Source organism: Yersinia bercovieri ATCC 43970 (assembly GCF_013282745.1).
GTDB lineage: Bacteria > Pseudomonadota > Gammaproteobacteria > Enterobacterales > Enterobacteriaceae > Yersinia > Yersinia bercovieri.
Genome location: NZ_CP054044.1, coordinates 3,879,438 through 3,895,009, shown reverse-complemented (window position 1 = coordinate 3,895,009; position 15,572 = coordinate 3,879,438). Strand labels below are relative to the sequence as shown.

Genomic DNA, 15,572 nt, shown 5'->3' with positions numbered 1-15,572 from the left:
TAGCATGGGAGTGAGGGGAGAAAAAGGGGTGTTAGCCCTATGGCGGTGGGAGTGGTTAATAAACAGGCACCAAGTGATATTCACTGGTGCCTGTTTTTGAGAGCATTGAACAATTAACTGGTGGACAAAAATTAATGCTTACGGTGATCCAGATCTTGATATTCTGATGACTCAATTTTTGCAATGCCTGCTTCTAAAATATTTATTAATTGGCGTGCAACATCGGTTGTTAACCAGAGTGTTCTATCAACCAGTGCATCTTCTGGCGGTTGATTCATGGAAGACAGGTAATGAAGACGTATCATCATCGCGTTGTATACATCTACCGTGCTGATATCCCAACCTACAAGCGGGTGAGTCTGAATAACTTCATCATTTCTGTGCATAAAGACCCCTTATCTAGTAGTTACTGACTGGAGTGACTAATGAGGATCAATGCGGCTCATTATCAAGTGAGCTTTTTCAGTATACGCAACGGCTAATAAATGTGGTGATTATCCACGGATCTTTACAAATTATTTATTTTCTGATGATTAATTAATCGCAGGCGAGTGACGAAAGTGCTGGGAGAAAGGGGGGATATATCCATTGATATAAAAAAGCCGAGGAGCGACCCCCGGCAAAAACAGCATTGTAGTGGGTTATTTTGCGTCAAACCAATCGTCAGCGCTTTCCCATATTTCTTGTAATATCTCAGAGATCAGGTCCTTATCTGTTTTAGCTCCGCCCAAAACAGAAAGGTTATTTGCTCCAGCGTAACGCACTTGCACTGTGGTGCTGGTGTCCGGGAATTTCGAATCCAGTCGTTTACTTAATTCATTGGTTAGCGCTTCGATAGCACCGGCGGGTAACTGGTTTTTTTTATCAATACTGACTTCAACACGCATATCTGGCCCTCCGAATATTTATACTGGTTATTTATACAGTGTAAGTATTCAGGTTGCAACTGGCTGAGATAAAAATTTTTGAGGGTAGGGAGTGAGGCTCCCTACCTCTGATCATTATTAACCTTTAACTGACCAGTTAATGCTTTGACCGGCTAGATAAGGGACGATCGACTCACTTCCCAGCGGGATCTCTTCCGGTTGTTGGCAGGGCGTTCGAACCAACTCAACAAAATCGTCGTTAACTGGCAGGCCATAGAAGCGTGGACCATTTAAGGAACAGAATGCTTCCAAATGTTGTAGTGCGTTCATCTCTTCGAAAACAGTCGCATAAGCAGGCAGTGCTGAGGGGGCATTGAACACACCAGCACAGCCACAGGATGACTCTTTACGCTGTTTGGCATGTGGAGCTGAGTCGGTTCCAAGGAAGAAACGGTCTGAGCCACTGGCGACAGCCTGGCGCAATGCTGCCTGGTGCGTGCTGCGTTTCAGTATTGGCAGACAGAACAGATGGGGGCGAATGCCACCGACCAGCATATGATTGCGGTTAAACATCAGATGTTGTGGGGTGATGGTCGCACCAAGGAAACGATTGCCTGCCAGCACGTAGTCGGCGGCATCTTTGGTGGTGATATGCTCAAAGACAATCTTCAGCTCGGGGAAGTTGCGGCGGATCGGTTCCATGATTTGATCAATAAAACGCGCTTCACGATCGAAGATATCGACTGCGGCATCGGTGACTTCGCCGTGGATAAGCAGTGGCATACCCATTTTTTGCATTTGCTCAAACAATGGATAAATCGCTGGAATATCGGATACACCATGATTTGAGTTGGTAGTGGCATTGGCTGGATAGAGTTTTGCCGCCGTAAATACGCCTTGCTCAAAACCGGCGGTCAACTCATTGATATCAAGTGAATCAGTCAGATAACAAGTCATCAACGGCGTGAATTTATGCCCAACCGGCACGGCCGCCAGAATACGGTCCCGATACGCAATCGCACTGGCAACAGTGGTAATAGGCGGGGCCAGATTCGGCATAACAATAGCTCTGGCAAACACCTCGGAGGTATAAGGCAGCACGGTACTGAGCATTTCGTCATCACGTAAGTGAATATGCCAGTCATCTGGGCGGCGAATTTTCAGGGTTTGGGGTTGTGCAGTCATTCAACAAGCTCCGCAGTGGTGATGAGATTTCGGGTTTTTATACTGTTTCCGGCGGGGTGTAAGGATAAGCGGAAAGTGCGCAGGATGCATCTGATTGTTAGGCTTAAGTTGAAAACATTGTAAGTGGTGAGTTGAAAATAACCTAAAAAGGGCATCTTATAGAGGGGCTATAGGTGAAATTGCTCGCTAAGATGAGTGATTAATTAGCCGTAAATAGATGGATTAAATGTACTGTATGGGAGAATTACGATGGAAGTTCGTGTGATTGCCAGTTTAGTGGCCAAGCCTGAATTTGTTAATGAAGTCAGAGAGGCGGTTCATCAGATTATAGAACCAAGTCGTGAGGAGAAGGGGAATCTGCAATATGATCTCCATGCTGAGAACGACCAAAATGGTTCTTTTGTGTTTTTCGAGCGCTGGGCATCTGCTGAAGCATTGGAAAAACATAATAAAGCGCAACATTTCATCGATTTTGTTAAATCGATAGAGGGCAAGCTGGAAAGTATTGAAATCAAGACACTGAAACAGATAGCTTAAACTTTATATAATAAAACCCGCCGAAGCGGGTTTTATTTTGCATGTTGCTTTTAGCAATAGTGCATTTATTCGACTGACTGTGGTTTGGTCGCCGGGGCTGTTGCCTGAGTGGCGGCTGCATGCCCGCCAGCAGAACCTTTGCCTGCAAAATCAAAGGCTGGGCGTTCCCAATGACCTTTGGTTTGCGACTCCGGCGCATATTCAGGTGCCGGTGCTTTGGTCATCGGTGCAGAGGCGTAGTGTTTGAATAACACGCCTTCCGGATGCGCGACAGCTGGTTGTTGCTGTGTCACAGCTGGCGTTACATCGACGACAGGTTCAGCTACATGCACCTCTTCAGTGGCAGCCTCTTCCGCGACAGTATTAGCTTCAGTCAGGTTCGGCTCTTCAACTGACTCTTCAACAACCGCCGACTCTTCAACAACAATCAGCTCTTCAACAGCCGCTGTCTCAGCGGCAACTGGCACCTCAACAATAGTCTCTTCAGCTTGGGTCTCTTCAACCTGAAGCTCTTCAACCACAGCTTCTGGCTCAATGGTGTTTTCGCTGGCAGTTTCTGGCGTGATAGCTTCTTCAACGACAGGGGCTGCTTCAATTGCTGTAATGGTTTCGGTTGCTGCTACCACTTCGGCAATTGGCTCCGCGATAATTTCAGGCACAACAACAGGGGCACGGCCTGGAACGGCGGCAGCCGAAGACGAAGAACCACCGGGCTTATGTTGCGGCGCAGGTGTCGGAGCAACAGCTTCAGTCACCGCTGCGATAACCACTGGCGCTGCAATGATTGCCGCTGGAACATTCACCGGAGCTTCGACTACGGAAGTTTCAACTACCGTAGCTTCTACTGCAGCAACGTCGACTGGCAATTGTTCTTCAACCGGATTTTCAACAAACGCGGCTTGTTCAAATGGCTGAGCGACCGGATAACGAACCCAAACCTTACCTGACGCCATTTCCGGTGAGGCGAAAGCACCCGCCAGAGGCATAGCAGATTGAGTCGGGTAGCGCTCATCACGGTAGCGACGACGGCGTTGACCGCTCACGCGCAGGTGACGAGGTGAACGGCGAGAACGACGTGGCATGCCATTTTCATTGTTGCCATTACGATCATTAGTCGCTTCATCATCTGCCTGAGCAGTTGCTTGCGGCAGTAACTTCACCTCTTCCTGCACGACTGGCGTAGCAAAAGTCGTGACTGATTCGCTGACAGGGGCAACCGGTGAGTTGCTTTCCTGAGCATTCAGTTCATCGTTGGCTGATTGAATGCGGACTTTCTGATTCAATTGGCGACGTTGACGACGTTGCATCACCTGTTGACGTTCTTCTTGCTCAGGTTGCGCTTCTTCGACACTGACGACGGGAACATCAACGTTAGCTTTAACATCCTGCGGTGCTTGACGTTTGTCATCCTGCCGGCGGCGCTGGCGATCACCACGACGTTGCGGCTGCTCTTCGCGCTGCTCTTTATCGGCTTCAACAATATCAGTTGATGCTGCTACAGCAGTTTGTTGAGTTGGACGCTTATTATTGCGGCGTTGATCATCACGACCCTCGCGATTGACATTGTCGCGGCCATTATTGTCACGACTATTGTTGTCACGACTATTGCTGTCGCGAGCACTGTTATCGCGGTTAGCATTATCACGGCCATTATTGTCACGGCTAGCGTTATCACGACCTTCGCGTGGTGTGCGGTCACCGCGATCTTTACGGCCACTGTTTTGGCGGCGTGGATTGCGACGATCATTACGACGAGTTTCGCTAGCTTCGGTTTTTTCAACTTCAACCGGCTTAACTTCGGCTTCTGCTGATGTAGCGAAGATGCCTTTCAGACCTGTGAACAGGCGGCTAAAGAAGCCTGGCTGTTCAGTGGTGGTAGTAGCAGCAACCTGTGGCGCAGCAGTGGGTTTAGCACTGGCGGCAGCAGGTGTTGATTCCGGTGGCACTTCCGTTGGTAAAGAGAAGGTCGCCAGCGCCGGTTGTTCTGGGCGCTTACGTTCAATAGTGGCCTCTTCCTGCGGCTGCGCCATTTCTGCTTCATGCAGTTGTGGCAACAGGTAGCTAAGGGAAGGAACTTCCTCACCTTTACGGACCCGAAGGACGGAGTAGTGCGGTGTTTGCATCTGATCGTTTGGCACGATCACCGCACGCACGCCGCCTTGACGTTTCTCAATGGCGTTCACTGATTCACGTTTTTCATTTAGCAGATACGAAGCTATCTGTACTGGCACAATGGCGTGAACTTCATGGGTGTTCTCTTTCAGCGCTTCTTCTTCAATCAAACGCAAAATAGAGAGTGACAGGGATTCGTTATCACGCACGGTACCGGTGCCGCTACAGCGTGGGCAGACATGGTGGCTTGACTCACCCAGCGATGGGCTGAGACGCTGACGGGACATTTCCAGCAAACCAAAGCGGGAGATGCGACCAATCTGGATGCGAGCGCGGTCCTGACGGACGGCATCGCGTAAGCGGTTTTCCACTTCACGTTGATGACGCACAGGGGTCATATCGATAAAGTCGATAACAATCAGGCCACCCAAGTCACGCAAACGTAACTGACGAGCAATTTCATCCGCAGCTTCAAGGTTGGTGTTGAAGGCCGTCTCCTCGATATCACCACCACGGGTAGCCCGTGCGGAGTTGATATCAATCGCGGTCAGGGCTTCGGTAGTATCGATAACGATGGAACCACCGGATGGCAGACGCACTTCGCGCTGGAATGCAGATTCAATCTGCGACTCAATCTGGTAGTGGCTGAACAGTGGGATTTCGCCACTATAGAGCTTGATTTTGCTGCTGAAATCCGGGCGACCTAACGCGGCGATATGCTCTTTCGCCAACTCGAGAACTTTCGGGTTGTCGATCAGAATTTCACCGATGTCTGGGCGCAGGTAGTCACGGAAAGCACGGACAATCACGTTACTTTCCTGATGGATCAGGAACGGCGCAGGGCGACCTTCCGCCGCTTTTTTAATCGCATCCCAGTGCTTCAGGCGGAATGACAAGTCCCATTGCAGCGCGTCGGCAGATTTGCCAACACCGGCAGTACGGACAATCAGACCCATGCCATCAGGCAATTGCAGAGAGGATAGGGCCTCTTTCAGTTCTGTGCGGTCATCACCTTCGATGCGGCGAGAGATACCACCGGCCCGTGGGTTGTTCGGCATTAGAACTAAATAGCTGCCAGCCAGGCTGATGAAAGTCGTTAGTGCGGCACCTTTATTGCCACGTTCTTCTTTATCAACCTGAACAATAACTTCTTGGCCTTCGCGCAGCACATCTTTGATGTTCGGGCGGCCATGGGAAGAGTAATTACTAGGGAAATATTCGCGAGAAATTTCTTTTAGTGGCAGGAAACCATGTCGTTCAGCGCCGTAATCAACAAAAGCGGCTTCCAGACTGGGTTCGATTCGGGTGATTTTACCTTTGTAAATATTCGCTTTTTTCTGTTCATGGCCTGGACTTTCAATATCCAAATCATACAGCCGCTGTCCATCTACAAGGGCAACACGCAACTCTTCTTGCTGAGTTGCGTTAATCAACATTCTTTTCATCTTTACTTACTCATTATTTTTACATTGGCGTTAGAACTGCGGGCAAATTAACCTCATGGTCGGGTAAACCGATGACCCCGAGTCTTCTAGCAAAGCCGTCAACCTCACGGTTGTCGCCTGCATAGGGGCGCATTATTTCGGTAAGCCTGTGTTTCGTTCTGAAAAACAGCGCTTTTATATAAAGGGCAGCTTCTGAATATAAGACAACAGAGCTTTACCCACTTGCCGACCAAGCTGCAACCCGCAGCCCGCTAATTGCTTGATTTCACATTACGTCTTACGCCATTGCTGCGTTTTTGTGTGATCAGGCAAATCTTTTTATTCCACAAGTCTCTTGGTCTAACGAGAATCAACGCAGAATTACTATCATTATTCCATTGCTGACACTGATATAGCAAGATGACTTTACCTGTCTACATAAAGATTATTTTACTGTTTACACAGTGTTGGCGGCTATCGTTGTCTTATTAAACAATAAATGTACGCAAACGTTATCTTTAAATAGTCAGAATGACAGTTAAGCACAGAAAAAGGGGTGGCGCTAATTCCTCGGTGTATTTAGAATCGCGCCCCATGAAAACGAATAATCCAGCAGTACAATTAATAACCATATCTGCCGATGAAGCGGGCCAGCGGATCGACAACTTTTTGCTCACCAAATTGAAAGGTGTGCCCAAAAGTATGATCTACCGTATCGTACGCAAAGGTGAGGTTCGGGTTAATAAAGGGCGCATTAAGCCAGAATATAAACTGGCCGACGGTGATGTAGTGCGCGTGCCACCGGTGCGTGTTGCGGAGCGTGAAGAGATTCAGATATCAGCTAAACTTGATAAAGTCGCGGTGCTGGCCGATTGCATCTTATTTGAGGACGACTACCTCTTGGTGCTGAATAAGCCTTCAGGCACGGCGGTGCATGGCGGCAGTGGTTTGAGTTTCGGCGTGATAGAGGCATTACGTGCTCTGCGCCCCGAAGCCCGCTTCCTGGAGTTGGTTCACCGCCTTGACCGCGACACCTCGGGTGTCTTGCTGGTCGCCAAAAAACGCTCGGCGTTGCGCTCTTTGCATGAGCAGTTGCGCTTGAAAGGGATGCAGAAAGATTATCTGGCGCTAGTTCGTGGTCAGTGGCAATCCCACTGCAAAGCAGTGCAGGCACCGTTGCTGAAAAATATTATGCAAAGTGGCGAGCGGGTGGTGAAAGTCAGCAGCGAAGGTAAACCTTCAGAAACGCGCTTTAAAGTAGAAGAGCGCTTTGAGCACGCGACTCTGGTTAAAGCCAGCCCAATCACTGGCCGTACCCACCAGATTCGCGTACATGCGCTACATGCAGGCCATCCAATCGCATTTGATGACCGCTATGGTGACCGTGAGTTTGATCAACAATTGCAAGGGACTGGGCTGCATCGTCTATTCCTACATGCTGCGGCATTACGTTTTGAGCATCCGAATACCGGTGAAACAATGCGCATTGAAGCACCGCTGGATAACCAGTTACGTCATTGCTTGCTGATACTGCGTAAGAAAACGGCCGTTTAAAGCCGCTTACAGTAATGGATTTACCCCTTGCTCAATTAACATTTGGGTGAGGGCAATGAGTGGCAGGCCGATGAGGCTGTTTGGATCACGGCCTGACAAACGCTCAAATAATGTAATACCCAACCCTTCACTTTTAAAACTACCCGCACAATTCCACGGTTGTTCTCGTATCAAATAGCCATTTATCTCCGCTTCACTTAAGGTGCGGAAATAGACGTCAAAGGTTTCGCAAAGACAATTAATGGTGCTGGTTGCTGTATTTAGCAGCGCTAAACCGGTATAAAAAGTGACACATTGCCCGCTGGCTTGCTGTAATTGTTTCACTGCATTGGCATGATTGTGGGGTTTTCCGACGATCTCTCCGTTAATCACACAAACTTGATCTGAGCCGATAATCCTATGTTGTGGATAACGCGCAGCCAGCGCTTGTGCCTTTGCGAGCGCTAGCCGTTGCACCAATGCGTCAGCGGCTTCCCCTGGCTGTGGTGTCTCATCGACCTTTGGCGCGGCGGTAATAAAGGGTAATTGCAGCTTTTCGAGCAAGGTGCGGCGATAAGATGAGGTTGAAGCAAGAACCAGTTGCGGCATAATATTTTCCATAAACCGTAGCGTAATTTAATCAGGCATTTTAAACTGTCTGCCGCTTCGGAAGCGAATATTGGTGAAAGGTGCAGTAAAACGGCCTTTTTCTTTGACTCTATGTCGTTACAAAGTTAATATGCGCGCCCTATGCAAAAGGTAAAATTACCCCTGACCATTGATGCGGTTCGTACCGCTCAGAAACGTTTAGATTACGCAGGTATCTATTCGCCTGAGCAGGTTACACGAGTAGCCGACTCAGTGGTAAGTGTGGACAGCGATGTCGTGGCCTCATTATCGTTTAATATCGATAATCAGCGTCTGGCGGTTATTACAGGTCATGCGGACGTCGATGTAACATTGATGTGTCAGCGCTGCAATAACACGTTTGCACACCATGTTCATACAACGTATTGTTTTAGCCCGATCGTCAATGATGAGCAGGCTGAAGCATTACCGGAAGCGTACGAGCCGATTGAAGTCGACGAATTTGGCGAAGTTGATCTGCTGGCAATGATTGAAGACGAAATTATTCTTTCACTGCCTGTCGTTCCGGTACATGATTCTGAACACTGTGAAGTGTCCGAGGCGGACATGGTATTTGGTAAACTGCCTGCAGAGGTGGAGAAACCCAATCCATTTGCCGTATTAGCCAGTTTAAAGAAAAGTAATTAAGGAGTAAGGTCAATGGCCGTACAACAGAACAAACCAACTCGTTCCAAACGTGGCATGCGCCGTTCACACGATGCGCTGACCACTGCCACTCTGTCTGTGGACAAAACTTCCGGTGAAACTCACCTGCGTCACCATATCACAGCTGACGGTTTCTACCGTGGCCGCAAGGTTATCGGCTGAGTAGTACTTGCTAATCTTTAGCAAGGCGATACCTTGACTTGTCTAACCCTGGCGTTAGATGCAATGGGTGGGGACTTCGGTCCCTGCGTCACAGTGCCTGCTTCATTGCAGGCACTGGCCTCTAACCCACAGCTAAAACTCTTGCTGGTCGGGGATCCCGACACCCTCACTCCGTTACTTGTTAATGCCGCTCCTTTGTTGCTGGAGAGGTTGCAGGTCATCCCTGCTGAGCATGTTATTGCCAGCGATGCTAAACTCTCACAAGCTATTCGTGCCAGCCGTGGTACTTCTATGCGCATAGCATTGGAATTAGTCAAAAACGGTGAGGCCCAGGCTTGTGTTAGCGCAGGGAACACTGGGGTATTGATGGGGTTGGCGAAGATGATGATCAAGCCACTGGATGGCATAGCGCGTCCGGCGTTGATGAGTGTCATTCCAAATCAACAGCGCAGTAAGACAGTGGTATTAGATTTAGGCGCTAACGTTGAGTGTGATAGTACGATGTTGGTGCAATTTGCTGTCATGGGATCGGTGATGGCAGAAGAAGTTGTTGGAATTACGAACCCGCGTGTTGCTTTGCTTAATATTGGCGAAGAGGAAAGCAAAGGGCTAGATAATATCCGCGAAGCCGCCGCAGTATTAAAAAATACACCGGCAATCAATTATATTGGTTATCTGGAAGGCAATGATTTGCTGACGGGCAAGACTGATGTAATGGTTTGTGACGGCTTCGTGGGTAACGTCACTCTAAAGACCATGGAAGGTGTGATAAGAATGTTCTTGTCACTGCTCAAATCATCGGGCGAAGGCAGTAAGCAATCCTGGTGGCTTAAACTCATTGGGCGCTGGCTGCAAAAACGTGTGGCAAAGCGGTTCGGTCATTTGAACCCCGACCAGTATAATGGTGCATGTCTGTTAGGATTACGGGGCATCGTAATCAAGAGTCACGGTGCGGCGAATCAACGAGCATTCGCAGTCGCCATCGAACAGGCTGTACAGGCGGTGCAGCGGCAAGTCCCTCAACGGATTGCCGCGCGCCTTGAAGCGGTACTACCCAAGAGTGACTGATCGTACATGTATACTAAGATTCTCGGTACGGGGAGTTATCTGCCCGTACAAGTGCGCAGTAATGCTGATTTAGAAAAAATGGTGGATACATCGGACGAGTGGATTGTCACCCGGACAGGTATTCGTGAACGACGTATTGCTGGGCTGGATGAAACCGTGGCGACCATGGGTTTCCAGGCGGCAGAAAAAGCCTTGGAAATGGCCGGCATTGATAAAGACGAAATTGGTCTGATCATCGTTGCAACTACCTCATCAAGCCATGCTTTCCCAAGCTCGGCCTGTCAGGTACAGCAAATGTTGGGCATCAAAGATGCCGCCTCTTTCGATTTGGCTGCGGCCTGTGCGGGCTTTACCTACGCACTCAGTGTTGCTGATCAGTACGTTAAAAGCGGCGCGGTCAAACATGCCATCGTGATCGGTTCAGATGTACTATCTCGTGCACTGAACCCTGAAGACCGAGGCACAATTATTCTGTTTGGTGATGGCGCAGGCGCTGTCGTGCTGGGCAGATCCGAGCAGCCGGGTATCATTTCGACTCATCTGCATGCAGATGGCCGTTATGGCGAATTGCTCGCACTGCCGTATCAGGATCGCCAACAGCAAGACCAACCCGCCTATGTCACGATGGCCGGGAATGAAGTCTTTAAAGTTGCGGTGACCGAGCTTGCCCACATTGTGGACGAGACATTGCAGGCCAATAATCTGGATCGCTCAGCGCTGGATTGGTTGGTGCCACATCAGGCTAACCTGCGTATTATCAGCGCAACGGCTAAAAAATTAGGCATGGGGATGGATAAAGTGGTGATCACGCTTGATCGTCATGGCAACACCTCGGCGGCATCAGTACCTGCGGCGTTTGACGAAGCAGTACGCGATGGGCGTATTCAACGTGGGCAGCTCGTGCTGCTGGAAGCGTTTGGCGGTGGCTTTACCTGGGGCTCTGCGCTGGTTCGTTTTTGATCTAATAGCGACTCTTTTGATTTAACAGGAATGCAGAATGTCGAAATTTGCTTGTGTTTTTCCAGGTCAGGGCTCTCAATCCCTTGGCATGCTGGCCGATTTGGCCGCACAATTTCCGATAGTTGAAGCAACCTTCAGTGAAGCATCATCGGTACTGGGTTACGACCTGTGGCAGTTGGTGCAACAAGGCCCAGCAGAAGAGCTGAATAAAACGTGGCAAACACAGCCTGCATTGCTGACGGCCTCGGTGGCTATCTGGCGTGTTTGGCAGCATCAAGGTGGTCAATTGCCTGCGATGATGGCCGGTCATAGTCTGGGTGAATATTCAGCTCTGGTTTGTGCTGGCGTACTGGATTTCAAACAGGCGGTGAGTCTGGTTGAACTGCGCGGTAAACTGATGCAAGAAGCCGTACCCGAAGGTACTGGCGCGATGTACGCAATTATTGGGCTGGATAATGAATCCATTGCCAAAGCCTGCGAAGAGTCCGCGCAAGGGCAGGTTGTCTCACCGGTCAACTTTAACTCACCGGGTCAGGTGGTTATTGCGGGTAACAAAGAGGCGGTAGAGCGTGCCGGTGCTGCGTGTAAGGCTGCTGGCGCCAAACGTGCTCTACCTTTGCCGGTCAGCGTGCCTTCTCATTGTGCGTTGATGAAACCTGCGGCGGATAAGCTGGCAGCAGCACTGGAAAATATTGAGTTCCAGGCACCGATATTCCCTATCGTGAATAACGTAGACGTGAAAACTGAAGTGTCGCCAGAAGCTATTCGTAGTGCGTTGGTGCGCCAGTTATATAATCCGGTACGTTGGACTGAGAGTGTTGAATTTATGGCAGCAGAAGGTGTTGAGCTGCTGTTAGAAGTTGGGCCGGGTAAGGTCTTGACTGGCTTAACCAAGCGTATCGTTGATACTTTAGCCGCAGCGCCGGTAAACGATGTTGCCACGCTAACGAGTGCGCTTGAAAATCAAGAAAGAGGATAACATGAGCTTCGAAGGAAAAATTGCGCTGGTAACCGGCGCTAGCCGCGGTATCGGCCGGGCGATTGCAGAGCTATTGGCTGAACGTGGTGCCCGTGTTATTGGTACAGCGACCAGTGAGAAGGGTGCACAAGCGATTAGCGCCTACTTGGGCGATAGTGGCAAAGGTTTAATGCTAAATGTCGTGGATCCAGCATCAATCGAGTCAGTTTTGGCAACGATTCGTGCGGAATTTGGCGAAGTCGACATTTTAGTGAATAATGCAGGTATTACGCGTGATAACCTGCTGATGCGTATGAAGGACGAAGAGTGGCAAGATATTATTGACACCGATCTGACTTCCGTATTCCGTCTGTCAAAAGCGGTAATGCGCGCTATGATGAAAAAGCGGTTTGGGCGTATCATCACCATCGGGTCTGTAGTTGGGACAATGGGCAATGCGGGGCAGGTTAACTACGCGGCAGCTAAAGCGGGTCTGATCGGTTTTAGCAAGTCTTTGGCGCGTGAGGTTGCTTCACGTGGCATTACTGTCAACGTTGTGGCACCTGGCTTTATTGAGACGGACATGACGACGGCGTTGACAGATGATCAACGCGCAGGCATTTTAGCCCAGGTACCAGCTAACCGGCTTGGGCAAGCTAAAGAAATCGCCAGCGCTGTTGCATTTTTAGCCTCTGACGAGGCCAGCTACATCTCTGGTGAAACATTACATGTCAATGGCGGCATGTATATGATTTAAAAATCACGAAAGTATTTGCGTTATTTGGGGTGGAAACCGCAAAATAGCGTAAAATCGTGGTTTGACCAGCCGAGATTTAGTTGCATCTTTTTCAACATTTTATACACTACGAAAACCATCGCGAAAGCGAGTTTTGATAGGAAATTTAAGAGTATGAGCACTATCGAAGAACGCGTTAAGAAAATCATCGTTGAACAACTGGGTGTTAAAGAAGACGAAGTGAAGAACAGTGCTTCTTTCGTTGAAGATCTTGGCGCGGATTCTCTGGACACCGTTGAGCTGGTAATGGCTCTGGAAGAAGAATTTGATACTGAGATTCCAGACGAAGAAGCAGAAAAAATCACTACTGTTCAGGCAGCTATTGATTTTATCAACGCTAATCAGCAGTAAGCGAACATGCTTTTAGTTTAGATAGTTAGGCGGTCATTCGACCGCCTAAGTTTTTTTTGTCCTAAGCGTTATTTTCCCTCCTTGGAGGACAACCGTGTCTAAGCGTCGAGTTGTTGTGACTGGACTGGGCATGTTGTCTCCTGTCGGTAATACAGTCGAATCCACATGGAAAGCTGTTCTTGCCGGGCAGAGTGGCATCAGCCTGATCGACCATTTCGATACTAGTGCCTATGCAACGCGATTTGCTGGCTTAGTAAAAGATTTTAATTGTGAAGATTACATTTCGCGTAAAGATGCACGCAAAATGGATGCTTTCATACAGTACGGTGTTGCCGCTGGCATGCAAGCCATGCAAGACTCCGGACTTGAAGTGACAGAAGCGAATGCGCCTCGTATCGGTGCCGCGATTGGCTCGGGGATTGGTGGCTTGGGTCTGATTGAAGAGAACCACGCCTCATTGGTGAATGGTGGGCCACGTAAAATTAGCCCGTTCTTCGTGCCCTCAACCATTGTTAACATGATTGCCGGCCACTTGACCATTATGTATGGTCTGCGTGGGCCAAGCATCTCTATTGCGACGGCATGTACTTCTGGTGTGCACAACATCGGTCACGCGGCACGTATCATTGCTTACAATGATGCTGATGTCATGGTGGCGGGTGGGGCTGAAAAAGCCAGTACGCCATTAGGTGTCGGTGGTTTTGGTGCTGCTCGCGCATTGTCTACTCGCAACGATAACCCACAGGCAGCAAGTCGCCCATGGGATAAAGAGCGTGACGGTTTTGTGCTGGGTGATGGCGCAGGCATGATGGTGCTGGAAGAGTACGAACACGCGAAGAGACGTGGTGCAAAAATCTACGCTGAAGTTGTTGGGTTTGGTATGAGCAGCGATGCCTACCATATGACCTCTCCACCGGAAGACGGCTCTGGAGCAGCATTGGCCATGGTGAATGCCTTACGTGATGCGGGTGTAACCCCCTCTCAAATTGGTTATATCAATGCCCACGGCACATCAACTCCTGCTGGTGATAAAGCCGAAACGCAGGCAGTTAAGTCTGTATTTGGTGAAGATGCCCGTAAAGTGATGGTCAGTTCCACCAAATCTATGACTGGGCACTTACTTGGTGCGGCAGGTGCAGTTGAATCTATCTTCACTGTGCTGGCTCTGCGTGATCAGGCCATCCCCGCGACCATTAACCTGGATAACCCAGATGAAGGTTGTGACCTGGACTTTGTTCCCCATGATGCCCGTCAGATAAAAGATATGGAGTACACTCTGTGTAACTCCTTCGGCTTCGGCGGCACAAATGGCTCTTTGGTTTTCCGCAAGGTATAACCTTGGCTGTTAAGCTTCTGCTGCTTAAAAGACCCGGTTTTCCGGGTCTTTTATTAGCTAAACCACCCACCCTCATAACATCCCTCAATAATAATTGTCTCAGATCTGAAAACATCCATTGGCTTAAAACTGATACTGTCAGATGACAAACAATCGCATCCCACTTAAAGAGAATCTGAATGTTCTGGATTAATGGCGTAGAGCAAAATTTGATTTCAGCTTCTGACCGTTCGGTGCAGTTTGGTGATGGCTGTTTTACCACTGCAAGGGTCTCTCACGGGCGGGTGGTGTGGCTTGATAAGCACATACTGCGCTTGCAGCAGGCGACTGAGCGCTTATTGATGCCCGCAGTAAATTGGAACGCATTGACCCAAGAAATGGTCGAAGCGGGAAACCATACCGAGGAGGGGGTACTGAAGGTGATTATTAGCCGGGGTAGTGGTGGGCGCGGCTACAGTGGCACGGCTTGTCAGCATCCGACGCGGATTATTTCCCTCAGTGATTATCCGGCCCACTACCATAGCTGGCGTGAACGTGGTGTCTCACTGGCACTTAGCCCTGTACCTTTGGCGCGTAACCCCTTGCTGGCTGGCCTGAAGCATCTCAATAGACTGGAACAAGTACTGATTCGTGCGCATCTTGAGCACACAACAGCCGATGAGGCACTGGTGCTTGACACTGAAGGTATGCTGGTGGAATGCTGTGCGGCTAACATATTTTGGCGTAAAAATGGGGTGATATTTACCCCCAATCTGAGCCAATCCGGTGTTGATGGCATCATGCGTCAACAGATTATGGCCTGCCTTGAGGCGCATGGTCGGCGGGTCGAGATTGTGGCACAACCGCCGGGTGTCCTGGCTGATGCAGATGAAGTGGTTATTTGTAATGCGCTGATGCCGCTACTGCCGGTAAATCGCGCCGATAACTGGGTTTATCATTCGCGGCAACTGTTTGATTTCCTGAGTCAACATTGCTGTGATGCATGAGTGAC

16 protein-coding genes are annotated in these 15,572 nt (G+C 49.4%); 11 read left to right on the top strand and 5 right to left on the bottom strand.

Going from position 1 to position 15,572, the window contains the following annotated elements; genetic code table 11:
* Positions 1 to 131 precede the first annotated feature (131 nt).
* The 3 genes from bssS to pyrC all read right to left on the bottom strand — a co-directional run bounded on the left by bssS (position 132) and on the right by pyrC (position 2,051).
* Positions 132 to 386, bottom strand: a complete 255-nt coding sequence (gene bssS, locus HRK25_RS17660; RefSeq protein ID WP_032897356.1) for a biofilm formation regulator BssS — start codon at positions 384 to 386, stop codon at positions 132 to 134.
* A 255-nt stretch (positions 387 to 641) separates the two neighbouring features.
* Positions 642 to 887: a DNA damage-inducible protein I gene (gene dinI, locus HRK25_RS17655; RefSeq protein WP_005273019.1), complete on the bottom strand. Its 246-nt coding sequence runs from the start codon at positions 885 to 887 to the stop codon at positions 642 to 644.
* A 117-nt stretch (positions 888 to 1,004) separates the two neighbouring features.
* A complete protein-coding gene (gene pyrC, locus HRK25_RS17650) occupies positions 1,005 to 2,051 on the bottom strand; it encodes a dihydroorotase (protein WP_005273022.1) in 1,047 nt (348 codons plus the stop codon).
* 249 nt (positions 2,052 to 2,300) lie between these two features.
* Between pyrC and HRK25_RS17645 the strand changes: the two genes are divergently transcribed.
* The gene (locus HRK25_RS17645; RefSeq protein ID WP_005273024.1) at positions 2,301 to 2,588 is read left to right on the top strand and encodes a putative quinol monooxygenase; all 288 of its coding nucleotides are present in this window, start codon (positions 2,301 to 2,303) and stop codon (positions 2,586 to 2,588) included.
* A gap of 65 nt (positions 2,589 to 2,653) precedes the next feature.
* Here the strand turns inward: HRK25_RS17645 and rne are convergent, their stop codons facing one another.
* Positions 2,654 to 6,145 (bottom strand): ribonuclease E, encoded by a 3,492-nt coding sequence (gene rne, locus HRK25_RS17640; protein WP_032897359.1) that lies wholly within the window; start codon positions 6,143 to 6,145, stop codon positions 2,654 to 2,656.
* A 573-nt stretch (positions 6,146 to 6,718) separates the two neighbouring features.
* Here rne and rluC point away from each other — a divergent pair.
* Positions 6,719 to 7,678: a 23S rRNA pseudouridine(955/2504/2580) synthase RluC gene (gene rluC / locus HRK25_RS17635; RefSeq protein ID WP_005273030.1), complete on the top strand. Its 960-nt coding sequence runs from the start codon at positions 6,719 to 6,721 to the stop codon at positions 7,676 to 7,678.
* Between the two features lie 6 nt (positions 7,679 to 7,684).
* Here the strand turns inward: rluC and HRK25_RS17630 are convergent, their stop codons facing one another.
* A complete protein-coding gene (locus HRK25_RS17630; protein WP_032897362.1) occupies positions 7,685 to 8,266 on the bottom strand; it encodes a Maf family protein in 582 nt (193 codons plus the stop codon).
* Positions 8,267 to 8,407: 141 nt separating this feature from the next.
* Between HRK25_RS17630 and yceD the strand changes: the two genes are divergently transcribed.
* The 9 genes from yceD (at position 8,408) to pabC (ending at position 15,567) form a co-directional block, all read left to right on the top strand.
* A complete protein-coding gene (yceD, locus tag HRK25_RS17625) occupies positions 8,408 to 8,932 on the top strand; it encodes a 23S rRNA accumulation protein YceD (protein ID WP_005273034.1) in 525 nt (174 codons plus the stop codon).
* Positions 8,933 to 8,944: 12 nt separating this feature from the next.
* Complete coding sequence (rpmF, locus tag HRK25_RS17620; protein WP_002210931.1) at positions 8,945 to 9,112, top strand: 50S ribosomal protein L32; 168 nt, start codon at positions 8,945 to 8,947, stop codon at positions 9,110 to 9,112.
* A gap of 33 nt (positions 9,113 to 9,145) precedes the next feature.
* On the top strand, positions 9,146 to 10,180 hold the full coding sequence (gene plsX / locus HRK25_RS17615) for a phosphate acyltransferase PlsX (RefSeq protein WP_032897366.1): 1,035 nt from the start codon (positions 9,146 to 9,148) through the stop codon (positions 10,178 to 10,180).
* 6 nt (positions 10,181 to 10,186) lie between these two features.
* Positions 10,187 to 11,140, top strand: a complete 954-nt coding sequence (locus HRK25_RS17610; RefSeq protein WP_032897369.1) for a beta-ketoacyl-ACP synthase III — start codon at positions 10,187 to 10,189, stop codon at positions 11,138 to 11,140.
* Positions 11,141 to 11,177: 37 nt separating this feature from the next.
* A complete protein-coding gene (gene fabD / locus HRK25_RS17605; RefSeq protein ID WP_032897372.1) occupies positions 11,178 to 12,119 on the top strand; it encodes an ACP S-malonyltransferase in 942 nt (313 codons plus the stop codon).
* Between the two features lies 1 nt (position 12,120).
* Positions 12,121 to 12,855: a 3-oxoacyl-ACP reductase FabG gene (fabG, locus tag HRK25_RS17600; RefSeq protein WP_005273041.1), complete on the top strand. Its 735-nt coding sequence runs from the start codon at positions 12,121 to 12,123 to the stop codon at positions 12,853 to 12,855.
* A gap of 153 nt (positions 12,856 to 13,008) precedes the next feature.
* Positions 13,009 to 13,245 carry an acyl carrier protein gene (gene acpP, locus HRK25_RS17595; protein WP_002220787.1) on the top strand — a complete coding sequence of 79 codons (237 nt, stop codon included), beginning with the start codon at positions 13,009 to 13,011 and terminating at the stop codon, positions 13,243 to 13,245.
* A 94-nt stretch (positions 13,246 to 13,339) separates the two neighbouring features.
* The gene (gene fabF / locus HRK25_RS17590) at positions 13,340 to 14,581 is read left to right on the top strand and encodes a beta-ketoacyl-ACP synthase II (protein ID WP_032897375.1); all 1,242 of its coding nucleotides are present in this window, start codon (positions 13,340 to 13,342) and stop codon (positions 14,579 to 14,581) included.
* A 179-nt stretch (positions 14,582 to 14,760) separates the two neighbouring features.
* Positions 14,761 to 15,567: an aminodeoxychorismate lyase gene (gene pabC, locus HRK25_RS17585; protein WP_005273045.1), complete on the top strand. Its 807-nt coding sequence runs from the start codon at positions 14,761 to 14,763 to the stop codon at positions 15,565 to 15,567.
* Positions 15,568 to 15,572: the final 5 nt, after the last annotated feature.